At 57.7% G+C, this 15,565-nt stretch carries 13 protein-coding genes; 2 read left to right on the forward strand and 11 right to left on the reverse strand.

Annotated features, from left to right (window positions below):
* Positions 1 to 70: 70 nt before the first annotated feature.
* A complete protein-coding gene (locus ACR3E0_RS04555) occupies positions 71 to 415 on the reverse strand; it encodes a phosphate-starvation-inducible PsiE family protein (protein ID WP_480476603.1) in 345 nt (114 codons plus the stop codon).
* Positions 416 to 966: 551 nt separating this feature from the next.
* Here ACR3E0_RS04555 and ACR3E0_RS04560 point away from each other — a divergent pair.
* Together ACR3E0_RS04560 and ACR3E0_RS04565 are read left to right on the forward strand one after the other, a co-directional pair.
* Entirely contained in the window at positions 967 to 1,218 is a 252-nt protein-coding gene (locus tag ACR3E0_RS04560; RefSeq protein WP_480476605.1) for a hypothetical protein, read from the forward strand.
* A gap of 82 nt (positions 1,219 to 1,300) precedes the next feature.
* A complete protein-coding gene (locus ACR3E0_RS04565) occupies positions 1,301 to 3,094 on the forward strand; it encodes a PHA/PHB synthase family protein (RefSeq protein WP_480476607.1) in 1,794 nt (597 codons plus the stop codon).
* A gap of 230 nt (positions 3,095 to 3,324) precedes the next feature.
* Here ACR3E0_RS04565 and ACR3E0_RS04570 read toward each other — a convergent pair whose 3' ends face one another.
* The 10 genes from ACR3E0_RS04570 to ACR3E0_RS04615 all read right to left on the reverse strand — a co-directional run bounded on the left by ACR3E0_RS04570 (position 3,325) and on the right by ACR3E0_RS04615 (position 15,531).
* Positions 3,325 to 3,774, reverse strand: coding sequence for a hypothetical protein (locus ACR3E0_RS04570; protein WP_480476609.1), 450 nt, complete (start codon positions 3,772 to 3,774; stop codon positions 3,325 to 3,327).
* 152 nt (positions 3,775 to 3,926) lie between these two features.
* On the reverse strand, positions 3,927 to 5,051 hold the full coding sequence (locus ACR3E0_RS04575; protein WP_480476611.1) for an ABC transporter permease: 1,125 nt from the start codon (positions 5,049 to 5,051) through the stop codon (positions 3,927 to 3,929).
* Positions 5,052 to 7,748 carry a ribosome-associated ATPase/putative transporter RbbA gene (rbbA, locus tag ACR3E0_RS04580; protein WP_480476613.1) on the reverse strand — a complete coding sequence of 899 codons (2,697 nt, stop codon included), beginning with the start codon at positions 7,746 to 7,748 and terminating at the stop codon, positions 5,052 to 5,054.
* On the reverse strand, positions 7,745 to 8,740 hold the full coding sequence (locus tag ACR3E0_RS04585) for an HlyD family secretion protein (RefSeq protein WP_480476615.1): 996 nt from the start codon (positions 8,738 to 8,740) through the stop codon (positions 7,745 to 7,747). Before ACR3E0_RS04585 ends, rbbA begins: the two co-directional genes overlap by 4 nt.
* A gap of 114 nt (positions 8,741 to 8,854) precedes the next feature.
* Positions 8,855 to 9,616, reverse strand: a complete 762-nt coding sequence (locus tag ACR3E0_RS04590) for a VOC family protein (protein ID WP_480476617.1) — start codon at positions 9,614 to 9,616, stop codon at positions 8,855 to 8,857.
* 146 nt (positions 9,617 to 9,762) lie between these two features.
* On the reverse strand, positions 9,763 to 10,788 hold the full coding sequence (locus ACR3E0_RS04595) for an Ldh family oxidoreductase (RefSeq protein ID WP_480476619.1): 1,026 nt from the start codon (positions 10,786 to 10,788) through the stop codon (positions 9,763 to 9,765).
* Between the two features lie 12 nt (positions 10,789 to 10,800).
* On the reverse strand, positions 10,801 to 11,430 hold the full coding sequence (locus tag ACR3E0_RS04600; RefSeq protein WP_480476621.1) for a DUF3726 domain-containing protein: 630 nt from the start codon (positions 11,428 to 11,430) through the stop codon (positions 10,801 to 10,803).
* Entirely contained in the window at positions 11,427 to 13,112 is a 1,686-nt protein-coding gene (locus tag ACR3E0_RS04605) for a hypothetical protein (protein WP_480476623.1), read from the reverse strand. Before ACR3E0_RS04605 ends, ACR3E0_RS04600 begins: the two co-directional genes overlap by 4 nt.
* Positions 13,109 to 14,086: a membrane dipeptidase gene (locus ACR3E0_RS04610; RefSeq protein WP_480476625.1), complete on the reverse strand. Its 978-nt coding sequence runs from the start codon at positions 14,084 to 14,086 to the stop codon at positions 13,109 to 13,111. Before ACR3E0_RS04610 ends, ACR3E0_RS04605 begins: the two co-directional genes overlap by 4 nt.
* Positions 14,086 to 15,531 carry an aldehyde dehydrogenase family protein gene (locus tag ACR3E0_RS04615; RefSeq protein WP_480476627.1) on the reverse strand — a complete coding sequence of 482 codons (1,446 nt, stop codon included), beginning with the start codon at positions 15,529 to 15,531 and terminating at the stop codon, positions 14,086 to 14,088. The genes ACR3E0_RS04610 and ACR3E0_RS04615 overlap by 1 nt, the downstream gene beginning before the upstream one ends.
* Positions 15,532 to 15,565 lie beyond the last annotated feature (34 nt).

Consider the following 15,565-nt stretch of genomic DNA (forward strand, 5'->3'; position numbering starts at 1 on the left):
GGGCAATGCGTAGCAATGGCATTCCGGTTTTGCCAGGTGAGCTTAAACACACCACCGCAGTTTCTGAAGATCAGTTCCGGTGTCCCTTTTTCAAAGTTTTCGAAGAATGGGCATGCTTCGGTTCAAAGATACTGTTGCAAGAATTCTTGAGTGAGCTGGTTGGAAAATAATGAAACAAAGCATCCTTCCTGTATATCTGGGTGGTTCTGGTTCGCCGCAGTGAATGAGCGTCCTTATCCGGCGTCAGGTGAAGTGTGATATTGGTACGGATTTCGATGGCAATCAGAACAACGAGCACCGCACTGAAAACAGCCAGCAGGTCGCTGACCTCAAGGATCAGAACGGGTGGGGTGATGAGTTTCTGGTCGGTCGTCAAGGCTGCATCCGCGACTGCAAAGACGATAATCAGTAACATCGACACCGACAGAACATGCACACACTGACGGATGACGCGGTTACATAGACAAACGATCCAATCCTTGTGGTCGGGGTGAAGTTCTGCATGGGCGGAACTACTCTTTTGGGATTGCTCACTTACTATTGGTTCTATTCTGATGTACCACTATCCCAAGCTTTCCTCGATCCTGAGGAGGTGCAGGAAACCTGATGCAACGCGGCTTAGCTTTGTATCAGTCGTCCCCTCTGATCAACGGCAATCGGTGCAATGCGGAGTGCATTAGATTGCATTTCTGTTGACGAAGGTCGGCAAAAATCTGCACTCTTCAAGTCATGAGTTAGCAGGTTTGAGGCAAGCACTTTGCGACAAAGCAATGGAACCTCGCTGGACTCCAGAAATCTATCGCGCAAGAGACGCTGCAGCAAATTGCAACAGCGGTAAACCTGTTAACAATCCAACTTCAGCAACGTTTTGACTTGTTAACCAAAACTGGCTCTCAAGTGGCATTTTCTGAGCTACAAGCAAATGATAACTCTTCAATCGGGTCGCCGGCCGACAGACAGACTAGAATGCACTGCCCCATTTCGTTTTTTGGACCTTCGGGGCCACAAACCGGGGCGGTTTTTGGCCTTTCGCGCAAATACAGTTGCGGGTGGCTTGTCAGGAGCCGTGCTTCAATCGGGGCCAGATTCAGCACTGATGCCAAAAGACGCATTGCATCGCATTTCGAATGGGACACGCTGGACAATATCAGCGATATCTTCGCGCGCATGGAACAGGGCAAGATTCAGGGCCGGATCGTCATGAATTTTCAGGATTAATGCTTACATAGATCGCAGGGTTGTTCTGACGAGGCCGAAACCCACAACCGCTGGACTGTCTGACTTTTAGTGGAGAGACGACATGACCGAATTGAAACCGGAGAAGTTGAAAGTGGACCCTCAGCTTGTGGCGTCAGCCCCTGAGTCTCAGGTGTCACCTCATCCCTATGATAAGCTGGACCGGGCCACGCGTGCTGCACTGGCCCGAGCTACGGCGGGTGTTTCTCCGCATTCGGTAATGGCGACGTGGATGGACTGGGCCGTGCATCTGTCCCGGTCGCCCGGGCGTCAGCTTGAACTTGCCGAGCGCGCGGCCCGAAATACGGCCAAGCTTTGGGACCATGCCAGTAAGCTTTCCGCCGGGGCAGAGCCGGAACCGCCGTTCCGACCGCGCAAGAACGATCACCGGTTCGTGGCGGACGATTGGCAAAAGGCACCTTTTGCGCTCTGGCAGCAGGCCTTCCTAAGCGCGCAGGACTGGTGGCAGGCCGCGACGGATGAGATGCCCGGTATTGCGCCTCGGGATGCCGAGCGGGCACAGTTTCAGATTCGCCAGGCGCTCGATGTCGTGTCACCTTCGAATTTCCCCTGGCTGAATCCGGAAATCATCAACCGAACTGTCGAGACAGGCGGCCGCAATCTGGTGGATGGTGGCGCGCATTTTGTTGAGGACTTTCTGCACACGGTGACGCAACAGCATGATCCCGCGCCCGAGGGCTATGAGATCGGTAAGGATCTGGCAGCGACACCAGGCAAAGTCGTCTATCGAAACACGCTTTTCGAACTGATCCAGTATTCGCCTTCGACCGAAACGGTACAGGCTGAGCCCATCCTTTTCGTGCCAGCCTGGATCATGAAGTACTACGTGCTGGACCTGTCGCCGGAAAATTCGATGGTACGCTATCTCGTCAGCCAGGGGTTCACGGTGTTCATGATTTCTTGGCTCAACCCGACTGCCGAGCATGCCGATCTCAGTCTGGAAGACTATCGCAAGCAGGGTGTCATGGCCGCGATTGACGCTGTTGAGGAAATCGTTCCGGGCAAAAAAATCCACGCCAACGGGTATTGCCTGGGTGGGACGCTCCTTGCGATCGCAGCGGCGGTGATGGAGCGGGAGGGCGATGACCGGTTGGCCAGCGTCACCCTGATGGCGGCACAGGTTGATTTTGCCGAAGCCGGCGAGCTTTTACTGTTCATCGACGACAGTCAGGTTTCTTTTGTCGAAGACCTGATGTGGTTGCAGGGGTGTCTGGACCGGCCGCAGATGACCCGGACATTCACGACCATTCGTGCCGAAGATCTTATCTATGCGCGCGCCGTGCGCAGGTATTTCCTTGGCGAAGAGGACCTGCCATCGGATCTGACCGTGTGGAACAATGACACAACGCGCATGCCCGCGCGGATGCATTCGGAATACCTGCGCGGTCTGTTCCTGGAAAATCGGCTGAGCGCTGGGCGTTTCGCTGTTGAAGGGCGGGTTATTGCCCTGAAGGACATTCGGGTTCCGATGTTCGTGGTTGGAACGGAGACCGATCATATCGCCCCGTGGCGTTCGGTTTACAAGGTCAGGCTGTTCACCGATGGCGATCTGACCTTTGTCCTGACCAAGGGGGGGCACAATGGCGGTATCCTGAGCGAACCCGGGCACAAAAACCGTCACTATCGGATAGATCACCGGCTGGCAGACGCCCTTTATGTTTCACCGGATGACTGGCTGGAGACGAGCGAAGTCAGAAAAGGCTCGTGGTGGCCCGCCATGGCCGACTGGTTCAAGGCGCATTCCACCGGAGAAACAAAGCCGCCGCCTATGGGAGGGAAACGGAGAGATGCAGGCAAACTGCCTGATGCGCCGGGGAGCTATATTCATCAGACTTAGAAAGGGCAGGCCGATCCCAGGCCTTGTCGGATTTGTTGCTGCAGAACGTATCTGGTTTATTGGATTGATGTCATCGAACTGGTCCGATTAGGTGTCGGCGTCGGGGAAATCGACGTCAGTTCAGATACACGTGGACAAAAAGTTATAAGCTGAGCGCGCCAAAGCCACTTGGCGCAGGTTTGTACTTTGACAAGTACAGGCACTTCATCTTTCTGAGCCAGCAAACTGCCTCAAACTGGCTCGGATTTCGTTGGCTTGGCAGCTTTTCGTGCGGCTTTTGAGGCCGCATCCATGCTCTCACCCACGGCCTCGGCCTCGGTTTCGCTCACGTATTTTGCGCACCGGGTCACCATTTCGAACCACTCGCGGGCGTCTTCGACCATGCGTTCGATTGAGTGGCGTTGCCATTCGGCCATTGTGTTCATTGCTTTTGTGGGTTCGATCCTGTCGCCGGATGTTGTTTGCCGCGCCGCTTCAAGGGCGGTCCGGGCCGCTTCGTGGCGGCGTAGGAACCATTGGCGGGAGTATTCCTCGGCCTCATCCAGCAGCTTGTCCTGTGCGTTCCAGAACTGTTCGACTTGCGGTGCGATCAGCGGGTTCGTGGACATCACACCCTGCATGGACCTGAGGACTTCGGTGAAAACTTCCGGCGACTCGGTCTTGGTGGATTTGGTAGGCATCTTCAATTCTCCCATTAAAGATTGCAGTGTGGCGATTCTACCACATCCGAATGACGCAACTTTAAGCGAGATCAATTTTGCCGCCCGCGCACGCGGGACGGACGATGCGAAGCACTAGCTGTTGCTCAATCCATCGGACCGGGCACCCACCCCTATCGATCTTGTGCAACAGACCGCCTGAACAGCGCGAGGCTGGTCGTCAATAGCGCAATTCCCAGCACCGCCATCCATACGAATTCTGGCCAGACCGTTTCCAGCCCTGCACCTTTGAATATGATCGCCTGACTGGCTGCCATATAGTGCCGGGATGGCAGGATGAGTGTTCCGATCTGCAGCCAGTCAGGCTGGCCTTCAATCGGTGTCTCACCACCCGAGAGCATCAACATGGGCAGGATCACCAGCATCACCAAAAGCGCGAATTGCGCCATCGAGCGGGCGACAGTGGCCAGAAAGACCCCCAGCGCCGTCGCGGTGAACAGAAACAGTGCGGTGCCAATGAGAAACAGCAAGTTTGACCCGGCGATGTCGATGCCCAATGCACCTTGCATCACAAAAATCATCGACAGGCCGCTCGCCACAAGCACGACCGCAGCATTGGCCCAAATCTTCGCCATTGCGATGTCAAACGGGGCGAGCGGCATGGCCAGCAGGTGTTCAATTGTGCCGTGTTCGCGTTCCCGGATCATGGCCGCGCCGGTCAGGATTGTCGTCAACCACATGATCTGGCCGATCAGGGCGACAATCCCGGCAAAGCGCACTGTATCCCTGTTTGGATTGAACGCGCTGCGCAGGATGACGTCCACCACAGGAGGGTCCACGAGATCGGCGCCGATCGCAAAACGCCGTATTTCTGCGCTCAGAATATTGGTGATGTAATTTGCGCCAATTCCGGCCTGCTCCATAGCGGTCGCATCGATGAGAACCTGAATTTCTGGTGCGCGCCCGGCGCGTATGTCTTTTTCAAACCCGGGGGGCACGGCAACGACAAAGAGAAACCGCCCGTCATCCATATGTTCCGATCCGGTTCCCGGCACGATCTGCACAACCGGCTGGAACTCGGGCGGAAAGAATGCGGTGGTCAGCGCCCGCGAGAGTGGGGAATTGTCCTCATCGGCAAACGCAATTGAGGCATTGTTCACCGAACTGGCGACGCCTGTCGCCTCCATGATCGGGGCCAGAGTGAAGGACCATGCCAGCAGTGCCATCATGATCCAATCCCGGCGCAGGCTCACCATTTCCTTTAGACCCAGCCAGAAGATGCAATACAGGCGTCGCATTCACTTCTCCTGCGCTCTGAGCAAAAGAACGGCGATCAAAGTGAACGCGGGGCCAAAGCAGGCCAGCGCCAGAATGTCCGGGGCCAAAGCCTCCCATCCCAGCCCTTTGGTGAATGCGCCCACGTTGAGATGCAGAAAATAGGATGATGGCCATAGTGACCCGATGGCCTGCGCGCCGGGTTCAAGCGTTGAAACCGGCTGCAGAAGACCCGAGAACTGAATCGTCGGCACAACCGAGGCGATGGCCGTTGCGAAGGTGGCGGCCACCTGGCTGGATGTGATCGTTGCCATCAGCAACCCGTAGGATGTCGTGGCCCAGACATACAACAACGCCCCCACTGCAAGGGGAATGGGGTCGCCTTTCAGGGGCACCCCGAAAACAACAACCGTCATCCAGGCCAGCAATAGGAAATTGGCAAAGCCAATCGCAATGTAAGGGATCTGTTTGCCGACCAGGAATTCGAGCCGGGTCGTTGGCGTTACGTAGAAATTGACGACCGATCCCAATTCTCTTTCCCGCGCGACACTGACCGCCGTCAGAACGGCGGGCAGCATGATCAAGAGGATCGCGGGCATAGCGGGCGCCATCGCCGCGATGCTTTCGAAACTCTGGTTGTACCGGAACCGTGGTTCGATGTGGGCGATTTCAGAATGGGGTGCGCCGTTTTCGCGCGCCAGGGCGCCCAAAAATGTCCGGTGTAACCCGGCCACGTATCCTTCAACCGTCTCACCCTTGAACGGTATTGCGCCGTCGACCGTCGCCAGCACTTCGGTCGGTTCGCCTGTATGCAGTTTGCGCCCGAAGTCGGGCGGCAGTTCAACGACCAGCGAAACATCTCCGGCAATCAGCCGACTGCGCCCTTCCTCGGCGGAAACCAGCGGAGCGGTCGCATCAAAGTAACGCGATCCCGATATCTCGGCGACGTAGGCGCGGCTTTCCGGGCCCTGTGAATAATCCAGAACCGCGAAATCAAGTTCTTCGATGTCCAGGGTGATCCCGTAACAGAAGACCAGCATCAGGATCGCCGACCCGAGAAAGGCGAAGGCCAAACGCACCGGATCGCGTATCACCTCAACACTCTCCCGCCGGGTATAGGCCAGCGCGCGAGCGACCCCGCCTGCGTCGCTGTGTTTCGGCATGTTCACGTCCACCTTTGGTGCAACAACCGGATCTGGCGGGTCCGCGGCTTTCAGAATGGATACAAATGATTCCTCAAGACTGCCGGTGTTTTCCGCAGCGATCAATTCGGCTGGCGTCCCCTCGGCCAGAACCTTGCCTGCATGCATGAACGAGACCCGGTCACAGCGTTCGGCTTCACCCATGAAATGGGTTGAAACGAAAATGGTCACGTCGTCATTGCGCGACAGTTCAAACAGCAGTTCCCAAAACGAATCTCGCGCGGCCGGATCCACACCCGATGTCGGTTCATCCAGGATAAGCACGCGCGGGCGATGGATGACGGCAACGGCCAAAGACAGGCGTTGCTTTATGCCAAGCGGAAGGTTGGCCGCCAACGTATCGCGATGGGCGACAAGGCCAAAGCGTTGAACCAGTTCGTCGATCCGGGCTGCCCGGTCAGGGATTTCGAAAATGCGGGCGTGCAGTTGCAGGTTCTGATGCACGGTCAGTTCGCCATACAGCGAAAACGCTTGGCTCATGTACCCGATTTCACGGCGCATGTCGCGGTTGCGGGCGTCAACGGGCCGGTCGAACAGCAACGCCTCACCGGAGCTTGCTGGCAGAAGGCCGGTCAGCATCTTCATCGTCGTCGACTTGCCGCACCCGTTCGACCCGAGAAATCCAAATATCTCGCCCCGGTGGATCGAGAAATCGACGCTGTCCACGGCCGTAAAATCCCCAAAGCGCCGTGTCAGGCCCCGCGCCGCGATCACCGGATTTTCGGATGCTTCGTGACTCGGAAAGTGCTCGAAAGGAGATGGTTGCTGATCATGCGTCTGCAAGTTTCTGTAGGCGGTCTCAAGATTTTCTTGATCACCCTGCAACGCCTGCGGCGTCCCCTGAAAGATGACATGCCCGGCATCCATTGCGACGATCCTGTCGAAGCTTTGGGCCTCTTCCATGTAGGCAGTCGACACCAGGACGGTGAGCTCGGGGGTTGCGTTTCTGATCTCATCAATCAGAGCCCAGAACTGACGGCGCGACAGGGGATCGACACCGGTTGTCGGTTCGTCCAGCACAAGAAGCTTTGGGTCATGGATCAGCGCGCAACACAGACCAAGCTTCTGTTTCATTCCGCCCGAGAGCTTGCCCATGAGACGGTTTTCAAAAGGCGCCAACCCGGTTGCCGTCAGCAGGGCCGCAATCCGAATGTCTCGCTCCTCCTGATCTTGCCCGAACAGGCGCGAGAAGAATTCGAGGTTTTCCCGGACAGACAGTTCCGCATAAAGGTTGCGCCCCAGACCCTGCGGCATGAACGCAATAGCCGGGCAAACGCGGCGCCGATGCGCAGTGTCGTCTATCGACCCGCCCAATACATCAATCGTGCCGGATTGCAGCTTTTTCGCGCCGGTGATCAGGCCCAGCAGCGTTGACTTTCCGACGCCATCCGGGCCGATGAATCCGATAAGCTGATTGGTGGGCAGATCCAGCGACACATCGTCCAATGCGATATGCTTGCGATACTTGTGCGTGACATCCGCAATCCGTATCGCTGGCAATTCCGCCGCGACCGTCATTCGAACAACTCAGCCGGAATGCGCCTCTCCAATGCCTCAGGCCAGGCACTGTTGGGATCAAGCTGAATGACGGCCACGCCGCGTAGACCCGTCTTCACGTGTTCGATCCGACCCGAAACCAGGTCTTCCGGAATTCGGACTCGGACGCGAAAAACCAACTGCTCACGCTCGTCCAGTGTCTCCACCTGTTTCGGGGTGAACTGAGCCTCTGGAGAGACGAAGGAAACCGTTGCAGGAATGGCGTAATCCGGCAACGCGTCCAGCACGATGCGCGCTTCGGCCCCTATGGCCAAAAGCCCGGCCTTGCGGGCCGGCAGGAAGACCTCCATGTAGACGTTTTCCAGGCTGAGAAGCGTCAGGATCGGTTCACCGGCCCCGACGACTTCACCGGGTTCCGCCAGGCGGTACAATACACGGCCCAGCACCGGCGCATAAAGCGAACTGTCCTCAATTTGCGCTTCGATCAGGCGCACACCCGCTTCGGCCGACGCGATCCGGCTATCGGCGGTTGCAACCCGGGCTTTGGCTGCACCCAACACAGCTTCGGCAACAAGATAGTCGGTTTCGCGTTCCTCAAAAACGGCTTCCGGAATGTTCTGCCCGGCCAACAGCGCCGTTGCACGATCAAACTCCTGTTTTGCTCTGCGTTGTTCGCTCTCACGCTGCACGACGATCGCCTCGGCCTCGGCCTTGGTCTGGCGCGCCAGCGTGACTTCGGCTTTGGCCCGATCAAGGGCTGCCTTTAACTCGTCGGTGTCCATTTCCACCAGAGTGTCGCCGGTAGAAACCAAGGCTCCTTCAGCGGCTGTTACTTTTTCGACCCGGCCAGCAAGGGTGGGGGCAATCTCCACCTGTTCGGCCTCAATCCGTCCATTGCCTTGCGCGAACCCTTCGGGCAATGCGTCGGTATTCTCGGAAACCAGCAGAAACAACGCCGCTCCCCCGATGAGAAGGGCAACAGCGGCAAGTATTGCTCTTGCACTATTTATCATTGAGTGACTCCGTTTCGGTGCGCACAAATCTGGAGCCTAGTTAGCGCCCGACGTCCTTGCCTTGCGTTGAATCAAAGTGGGCTTCCCCTCAGACAAACGAAACAGCCGACCGGTTCATACCATTTCTTCGTGTAGGGCAAAAAGCGATCCGTTTGAGTCCCATAGAACTGAGAATGGTTCCGCCGCCTGATAGGTGGGGTCGAAGCGCACTGTACGTTCTCCTAAGCGTTCTGCCACAGAACGTGCATTGCTGACGTGTCCAACCCGTAGGGCAGGTATCCAAGTTGCTTCGTCGAGATTGAACGCGCTCGACGGAATGTGCTGTGCAACTGTCCGCGGTGAGTGCTTTTGTTGCAGATACCCAACCGGATTGTTGTTTTGTTGTACATAGGTCCAATCGAACAGTTCATTGTAAAACTGACCGGCGAATTGGCGTTCGTTGGACAGATAGACCTCTGATCCAAATTGGTGCCTGGGCGCAGGAAACTCGTGACGTGAAAATGAAATACCGATGCGCGCACCATGTGGGTCCGACAAAAGGCAATTCCGACCAACCCTAGGAACCTCGAATGGCGGCCTGAGGATCTGCCCGCCGAGTTTCTCGGCGTGAGCTGCGCACCGGTCGACGTCAGGTACTTCTACATAAGGGATCCAGCCATCCGCAAACCCCTCTGGTGTCTCAACAATTCCCGCGCCGGCCTCGCCATCCGACACAGCGAGGACGAAGTCCTTTTCTCCTCCACCCCAGGCAAAGTCCGTCGCATGCTCGGTGACGAAGCTCCAGGACGCGACCTGACTATAGAACTCTTTCGACCGTGCCCGGTTGGCCGAAAAAAGATCGTGCCACACGATTTGTCCTGCTTTGTCGTTTGCCATCATTCGTCCCCTGCGTGCCGCCATTCGGATAGCGACGCGTGCGGGCTCTATCGTTGATGCAAATCAAAGGCAGGCTGTTCGAAGAAGGAACGCAAGATCGCCACTACGGTGCCAGAGGGTCGTGTTTGGGTTCGTCGCTCTTGGCTTCAGCTCTGGATTCCGCTGTCCAGTATAGCCTGAATCTTCGCCAGAGTGACCGTGTTCACCGCGACGCCGTCCGTTCGGGCCGACAGCCGCTTTGCACGACGTCCGTCACCGGGCAAATGCGCGCCGTCCTGAAAGCGGATCGCCTCCACAAGATCAACGATCCCCCTCGAAAAAGCGTCGCCAGAGGTGGCGGACGGATCGATGGCGATAAAGAACTGACCTGTCTTAGGTGGGCCACCGACTGTTCCGGAAAACGGCGAAGCGTTTATGCCGAGGGTCGCACCGGTCAGCGCGGCTGCCATAATTTCAGTGAGCAGAGCGACACCGACGCCCTTGTAGCCCCCGGAGGGAGCCATGCTTCCCTTCAGCCCAACACTTGGGTCTGTCGTCGGGTTGCCTTCAGCGTCCAGTGCCCAGCCAATGGGGATCGATTTGCCTTCACGGGCGTGTTTCATGACCTCGCTTTTGGCAATTGTACTGGCGCTCTGATCAATCAGCAGGGCAGGTTGCCCGTCCGCCCCGGGAACCGCAACGGAGAAGGGATTGGTGCCGACAACCGGCTTTGCACCACCGGACGGGGCGATGGACGCGGGTGCATTAGTGAACCCAAGGCCAACGAGGCCGGCCTGCGCCAGCCGGTAGGTATGATACCCCAACACGCCACAATTGTAGCTGTTCTTGATCGCCAGGGCGGCTAGGCCCTGTTCGCGCGCGGCGGGTACAAGCGTTTCAAAGCCCAGAGCAATTGCCGGATGCGCAAACCCTGTTGCCGCGTCGACGGTCACAACGCCGGGCCGTGGACGCGATAGGACCGGTTTGGCCTGACCATCCACCTTGCCGCACGCAACATGCTCACAATAGATCGGGATGTAGGCCAGACCGTGACTTGCGACCCCATCGGCTTCGGTTGCTGCGGTCGCTACGGCCAATGGGCGCGCGTTTTCCTCGGATGTACCTGCGGCCACGAGGGCCCGAAAGGACAAGTCTTCGATTTCGGCGAGCGACAGGGTCCGGGTTTCAATCATCTGGTTGTCTCACTAGTCGTTGTCGGAAAGCCTGGCACCAGCGCCCAGCAGGCGGGATTCTTCGGTGGCGGGGGCATAGGTGCGATGGCTGTAGTGCAAGAGAATGTCCCAGTCGGCGGGTCGTGGCGTCGCGCGGGTATGGCTGGGTTTAACTTCTGACAGCGCTCCGCCAGGAGAGACCATGACGTGGTCGGCGTCTTCGGGACAATCCTCCGGCATTGACAGGCGGATGCCATCTGTGATGGCCGAAGAACCGTCTATTGTGATGGTGAAGGTCTTATCCTGGGTGCGCGCGGCGTTTGCCACAAAAGGCAGCAACAGCATGGGCATACAGACCCGTTGGATGCGGATCGGACCGGTTTGCAGCAGGCCAGCACTGTCCGAAAGCGCCGCGCCGGTTGTCAGCGGGCACAGGTGCTGCGCACCCTTCCAGACATCGTGCAGATCCGTAGGCGTATGAAATTCCAGAGTAGCTGCACAGTCACGTTCTAAAAGGTGCGCCAAGGCCCCGACACCGTCCAACGATTGAGCGCACAGCCAGCGCGCGGCTTTGCCCGCCTCTTCAGCAATGCCCCAGCAGTACCCGGCCCCGCGGGTTGCACGTTTCGCTGTGGCCTCAACCTCGTTCAGAGAAAAGCTCATGTCGCAACCTCCGGATACACCCAAAGATCGGCGTTTTCTTTGGTTAGTTCATCCGGATAAGGCGCACCGGCATACATGCAAATTCGCACCCAGCGATCCGAACGGGGATCAAAATGCGTTGCTCCGAAGAAGGACAGTTTGGCGCGGAGCATATCAATGGGCATAACGCTAGCGCCGATGGTGTTGTCGTGGATTTCTCCATAGGGCGCGGCCCGGCTGATTTGAGCGCGTCGAACGGTATGACGGTGTTCAGGGTGGCGCAGCAGGAAAAGCGCAACGGGCTTTTGACCGTCCCATTCAACGAGCGCTTTGTGCGCAGCGACCGCGTCGCGAGCGGGAGCCAAGGGTTGTTCGTACTCGGTGATCGGTTCCTGGAACCGTTCACCCAGCCGGGGTTCCAGTTTTTCCTCGGAGACGTACCACGCCCGGGCGCAGTTTTCCGGAGCGTCCCAATCCAGATCCAATGCCCAGTCAAAGCTGCGTTCTATCAAAAGGCGAAGCTCGGAAATGGACATCGCGCCGTCGATCACCTGAGCCGCGCCATTGGAGTCCGCCATGCAACTGCTCAGGCCGTCCACAATGTCGCCGTAGGGTTCTAGGATCAGCGACGCGATCAGTTCCTGTCCTTCTTCGCTGAGCGCCTCGTCTGACCATCGGATCAGCCGGTCCCATGGATGATCCTGAAGCAGGTCGTCGTGTTCCAGATAATCCGAGATCGCTGCCAAATCTCGCTTCAAAGCTGCGAGCTTTGCAACTTGCACAGGATGATCCGAGCGCCACCACGACATCGAAAGCTTGCAACGTTCGAAAACATCGCGAAACGCGCGCGCATCGTCGGTGGACGACGTATCTATCGAGCGCACGCGCGAGATGGCCTCTTCACGCACCATAATCCAGTTGTTGAACAGGATCGGGTGGTTGACGATGAACGGCGCCATACCCAACCCTGTCGAGTTGCCAATGCCGAGTTCGCGGGCAATTGCTGGGTCAAGGTCTGCTGTCTGGTCGCCCCCTTTGGCGTGCGCCATGTGTTGCACCAGGTCTCGCACAAAGGCGCGCGTCAAAAAGACGGACAGCATTTCAGTCTGAAACGGGGCATGGGTTTCGGGACGATCCGATGTTTTTTCGCGATCCGCCGCCCCGAATTTTCCGGACCCGTACACGGCAGTGGTCCGCATCAGATAGCCAACCTTGTGGATGTGCTCCAACTCAGGTTGCTGGCCCGACGCCAGACTGTCGACAACATGCGCCCACAAGCGGACGGACCGGTTCGCGCGGGATAGAGACAACTCGTTTTCGGAAACCCGGCCGGCCTCCTGCAAAGGCACGTTCTTGGCCAACCGGTCGATATCAGCAGAGGTCGGAATGCCATCAAAAAGAGCAAAGGTTGCATCCCATGCTTCGGCAATCACCCGGTCCGAACGTTGGTCGGCCGGCAGATCATGCGCAAAAGCAACCAGGGAATAGGCGCGCTCTGGTCCGTGCATCGTATAGACCGCATGTCCGACGCCCTTTTCGTCAATATCGAAGACGGGCCGGGAGAAGCGCCAACCTTCCCGCGCCATGCTACGGGTCAATTGCCGCATAAAGCTGAGCCTGCATTGATGCAACGAACCGAGCCTTGACAAGCGCATAACGCTGGCTGGATCACGACGGGGGATATGTGGGTGCGTGTTTATCATTTGGTCAACCGCTCAAAGCTGTCGGCGAAGAAACGGTACCAGTTTTCGCCCATAACACCTGCGATTTCCTGATCGCTCATTCCGACCGTGCGCAGGCCGGTTTCGATATTGCCGAAATCCCGATTGTCCCTGAACCACTGCGGCATGGGCGGAAAGCCGGGATTTCCAGCCGATCCTTCTCCATAGTCGATTTCTTTCGTCCAGCGTCCGACACGCATCCATTCAACGACGCTGTCGGGCTGATCCTGACACAGATCGGTCCCAATCCCCAGGTTTTGCGTGCCAAATCTGTCAGCAGTTCGGGCGATCATCTCGCAGAAGCTTTCCAAGGTGCAGTTGGATTTGTCCTTCAGGTGATGAGGGTAGACTGAAAAGCCCAGCATCCCACCGTTTTCGGTGACCGCCTGAAGGACCTCATCGCGTTTGTTGCGCAGGGCGGGCGCCCAATCATGCGGATTGGCGTGCGTGATTGCGATTGGGCGCTCGGATATTTCGGCGGCCTCGATGGTTGAACGATCAGCGGAATGACTCATGTCCACCACCAGACCCACACGGTTCATTTCCTTGATGACCTGCCTGCCCATACGCGTGATGCCGGTGTCTTCGGCCTCGTAGCAGCCGGTCGCCAACAGGGATTGGTTGTTGTAGGTCAGTTGCATGAACCGCGCGCCCAAATCGTGCAGGACTTCGACCAGCCCAATGTCGTCCTCGATCGGCGAAGGGTTCTGAAATCCAAAAAAGACGGCTGTCCGGTCGGTTTGGCGTGCCGTGTCGATATCGCTGGCCCAACGCCCTTTCAGGATGAGGTCCGGAAATTGTTCGAACCAGCGGTTCCACTTCTCAATATTCAGAACCGTTTCGCGAAAGGTCTCATGATACGCGATGGTGACATGGATCGCGTCGACATTGCCCTCGCGCAGTTGTCGAAAGATCTTTTCCGACCAGTTGGCATATTGCAGCCCGTCGATCCGCATCAGACAGGCGATCCCGCGCTGATGTAGGCGGTCTTGACCGTTGTGTAGAACTCTGCCGCCGCCTTGCCCTGTTCGCGTGGTCCGTAAGAGCTGTCGCCTCGACCACCAAAGGGTACGTGATAATCGGTTCCCGCAGTCGGGAGGTTGACAGTGACGACGCCGGTGCGCGCGTTGCGGCGGAAATGGGTAGCGCGGGCCAGATTCTGCGTCACGATGCCCGAGGTCAGCCCGAAATTGGTGTCGTTGACCACGCTGAGCGCCTCGTCATAGCTGTCGACCTTGATCACGCTTGTCAGCGGCGCAAACATCTCTTCACGATTGATGCGCATGTCGTTTGTCGTGTTCAGAAATACGCCGGGCGACATGTAGAATCCGTCATGCGGCATCTCGAGTCGTTCACCGCCGCAGGCCAGTTCAGCCCCTTCGGATTTGCCCAGTTCGACATAAGACAGGTTTTCTGCCAGCTGCTGTTCGCTGACCACCGGCCCCATCTGGGTGCCGTCTTCCAAGGCATGCCCAACTTTCATTGCACCCGCACCGGCAACCAGCTTTTCAACAAAGGCGTCGTGGATGCCAGCGTGGATCACCAGACGGGATGAGGCCGTACATTTCTGACCCGTGCCACCGAAGGCACCGCCCAGAGCCAGCGTCACAGCCAGATCCAGATCGGCGTCGTCCATCACTGCCAGCGCGTTCTTTGATCCCATTTCCATTTGAACCTTGGTCAAGTTCTGGATGGCGGCCGCTGCTATGCCTTTGCCGACCGGAACCGAACCGGTGAACGAAATCGCACCGACCTTCGGGCTTTCGACCAGTCGCTGACCGATTGATCGTCCCGAACCCATAACCAGGCTGAAGAGCCCTTTGGGAATGTCCTGCCGCTCTATGATTTCGGTCAGGGCAACCGCCGAAGCCGGGGTGAGGTTGGCCGGCTTCCACACAACCGCGTTGCCGTAGCACAGCGCTGGCGCGATCTTCCACGACGCGGTCGCAGTGGGAAAGTTCCACGGGCTGATGATGGCCACGACGCCAACAGGCTCGCGGCGGACATCGATCTCGACACCCGGGCGGACACTGTCTGCATTCTCGCCGATCTGGCGCAGGCATTCGGCGGCGTAATAGGTAAAAAACTGACCGGCGCGATAAACCTCGCCCTTGCCCTCGGCCAGCGGTTTGCCCTCCTCACGCGACAGCAGAGTCCCAAGTTCTTCAGCCCGGGCCATTAGTTCATTGCCAATGTTCATCAGAACGGCCTGTTTGCGCTCGGGCAGATAGGCGGCCCATTCCGCCTGCGCAGTCCACGCCTGATCCAAGGTTGCGTCAAGCTGGTCTGCACTGGCTTGGGCAAAGACGCCGACGAGATCACTCAGATCTGACGGGTTTCGGTTTTCGATTTCGCTTTCGCCGGTCAGCCATTCGCCAGCGATCAAATTCAACTTGGTCACGTAAAACCCCGGTATCAGATTCTCGATTTTCAAC

It is taken from the genome of Ruegeria sp. AJ12, assembly GCF_056536245.1.

What these genes read in the sequence shown, in the direction of transcription:
- ACR3E0_RS04555 (WP_480476603.1), bottom strand. Translation starts at nt 415, where the DNA reads ATGTTACTGATTATCGTCTTTGCAGTCGCGGATGCAGCCTTGACGACC.
- ACR3E0_RS04560 (WP_480476605.1), top strand. Translation starts at nt 967, where the DNA reads ATGCACTGCCCCATTTCGTTTTTTGGACCTTCGGGGCCACAAACCGGG.
- ACR3E0_RS04565 (WP_480476607.1), top strand. Translation starts at nt 1,301, where the DNA reads ATGACCGAATTGAAACCGGAGAAGTTGAAAGTGGACCCTCAGCTTGTG.
- ACR3E0_RS04570 (WP_480476609.1), bottom strand. Translation starts at nt 3,774, where the DNA reads ATGCCTACCAAATCCACCAAGACCGAGTCGCCGGAAGTTTTCACCGAA.
- ACR3E0_RS04575 (WP_480476611.1), bottom strand. Translation starts at nt 5,051, where the DNA reads ATGCGACGCCTGTATTGCATCTTCTGGCTGGGTCTAAAGGAAATGGTG.
- rbbA (WP_480476613.1), bottom strand. Translation starts at nt 7,748, where the DNA reads ATGACGGTCGCGGCGGAATTGCCAGCGATACGGATTGCGGATGTCACG.
- ACR3E0_RS04585 (WP_480476615.1), bottom strand. Translation starts at nt 8,740, where the DNA reads ATGATAAATAGTGCAAGAGCAATACTTGCCGCTGTTGCCCTTCTCATC.
- ACR3E0_RS04590 (WP_480476617.1), bottom strand. Translation starts at nt 9,616, where the DNA reads ATGGCAAACGACAAAGCAGGACAAATCGTGTGGCACGATCTTTTTTCG.
- ACR3E0_RS04595 (WP_480476619.1), bottom strand. Translation starts at nt 10,788, where the DNA reads ATGATTGAAACCCGGACCCTGTCGCTCGCCGAAATCGAAGACTTGTCC.
- ACR3E0_RS04600 (WP_480476621.1), bottom strand. Translation starts at nt 11,430, where the DNA reads ATGAGCTTTTCTCTGAACGAGGTTGAGGCCACAGCGAAACGTGCAACC.
- ACR3E0_RS04605 (WP_480476623.1), bottom strand. Translation starts at nt 13,112, where the DNA reads ATGATAAACACGCACCCACATATCCCCCGTCGTGATCCAGCCAGCGTT.
- ACR3E0_RS04610 (WP_480476625.1), bottom strand. Translation starts at nt 14,086, where the DNA reads ATGCGGATCGACGGGCTGCAATATGCCAACTGGTCGGAAAAGATCTTT.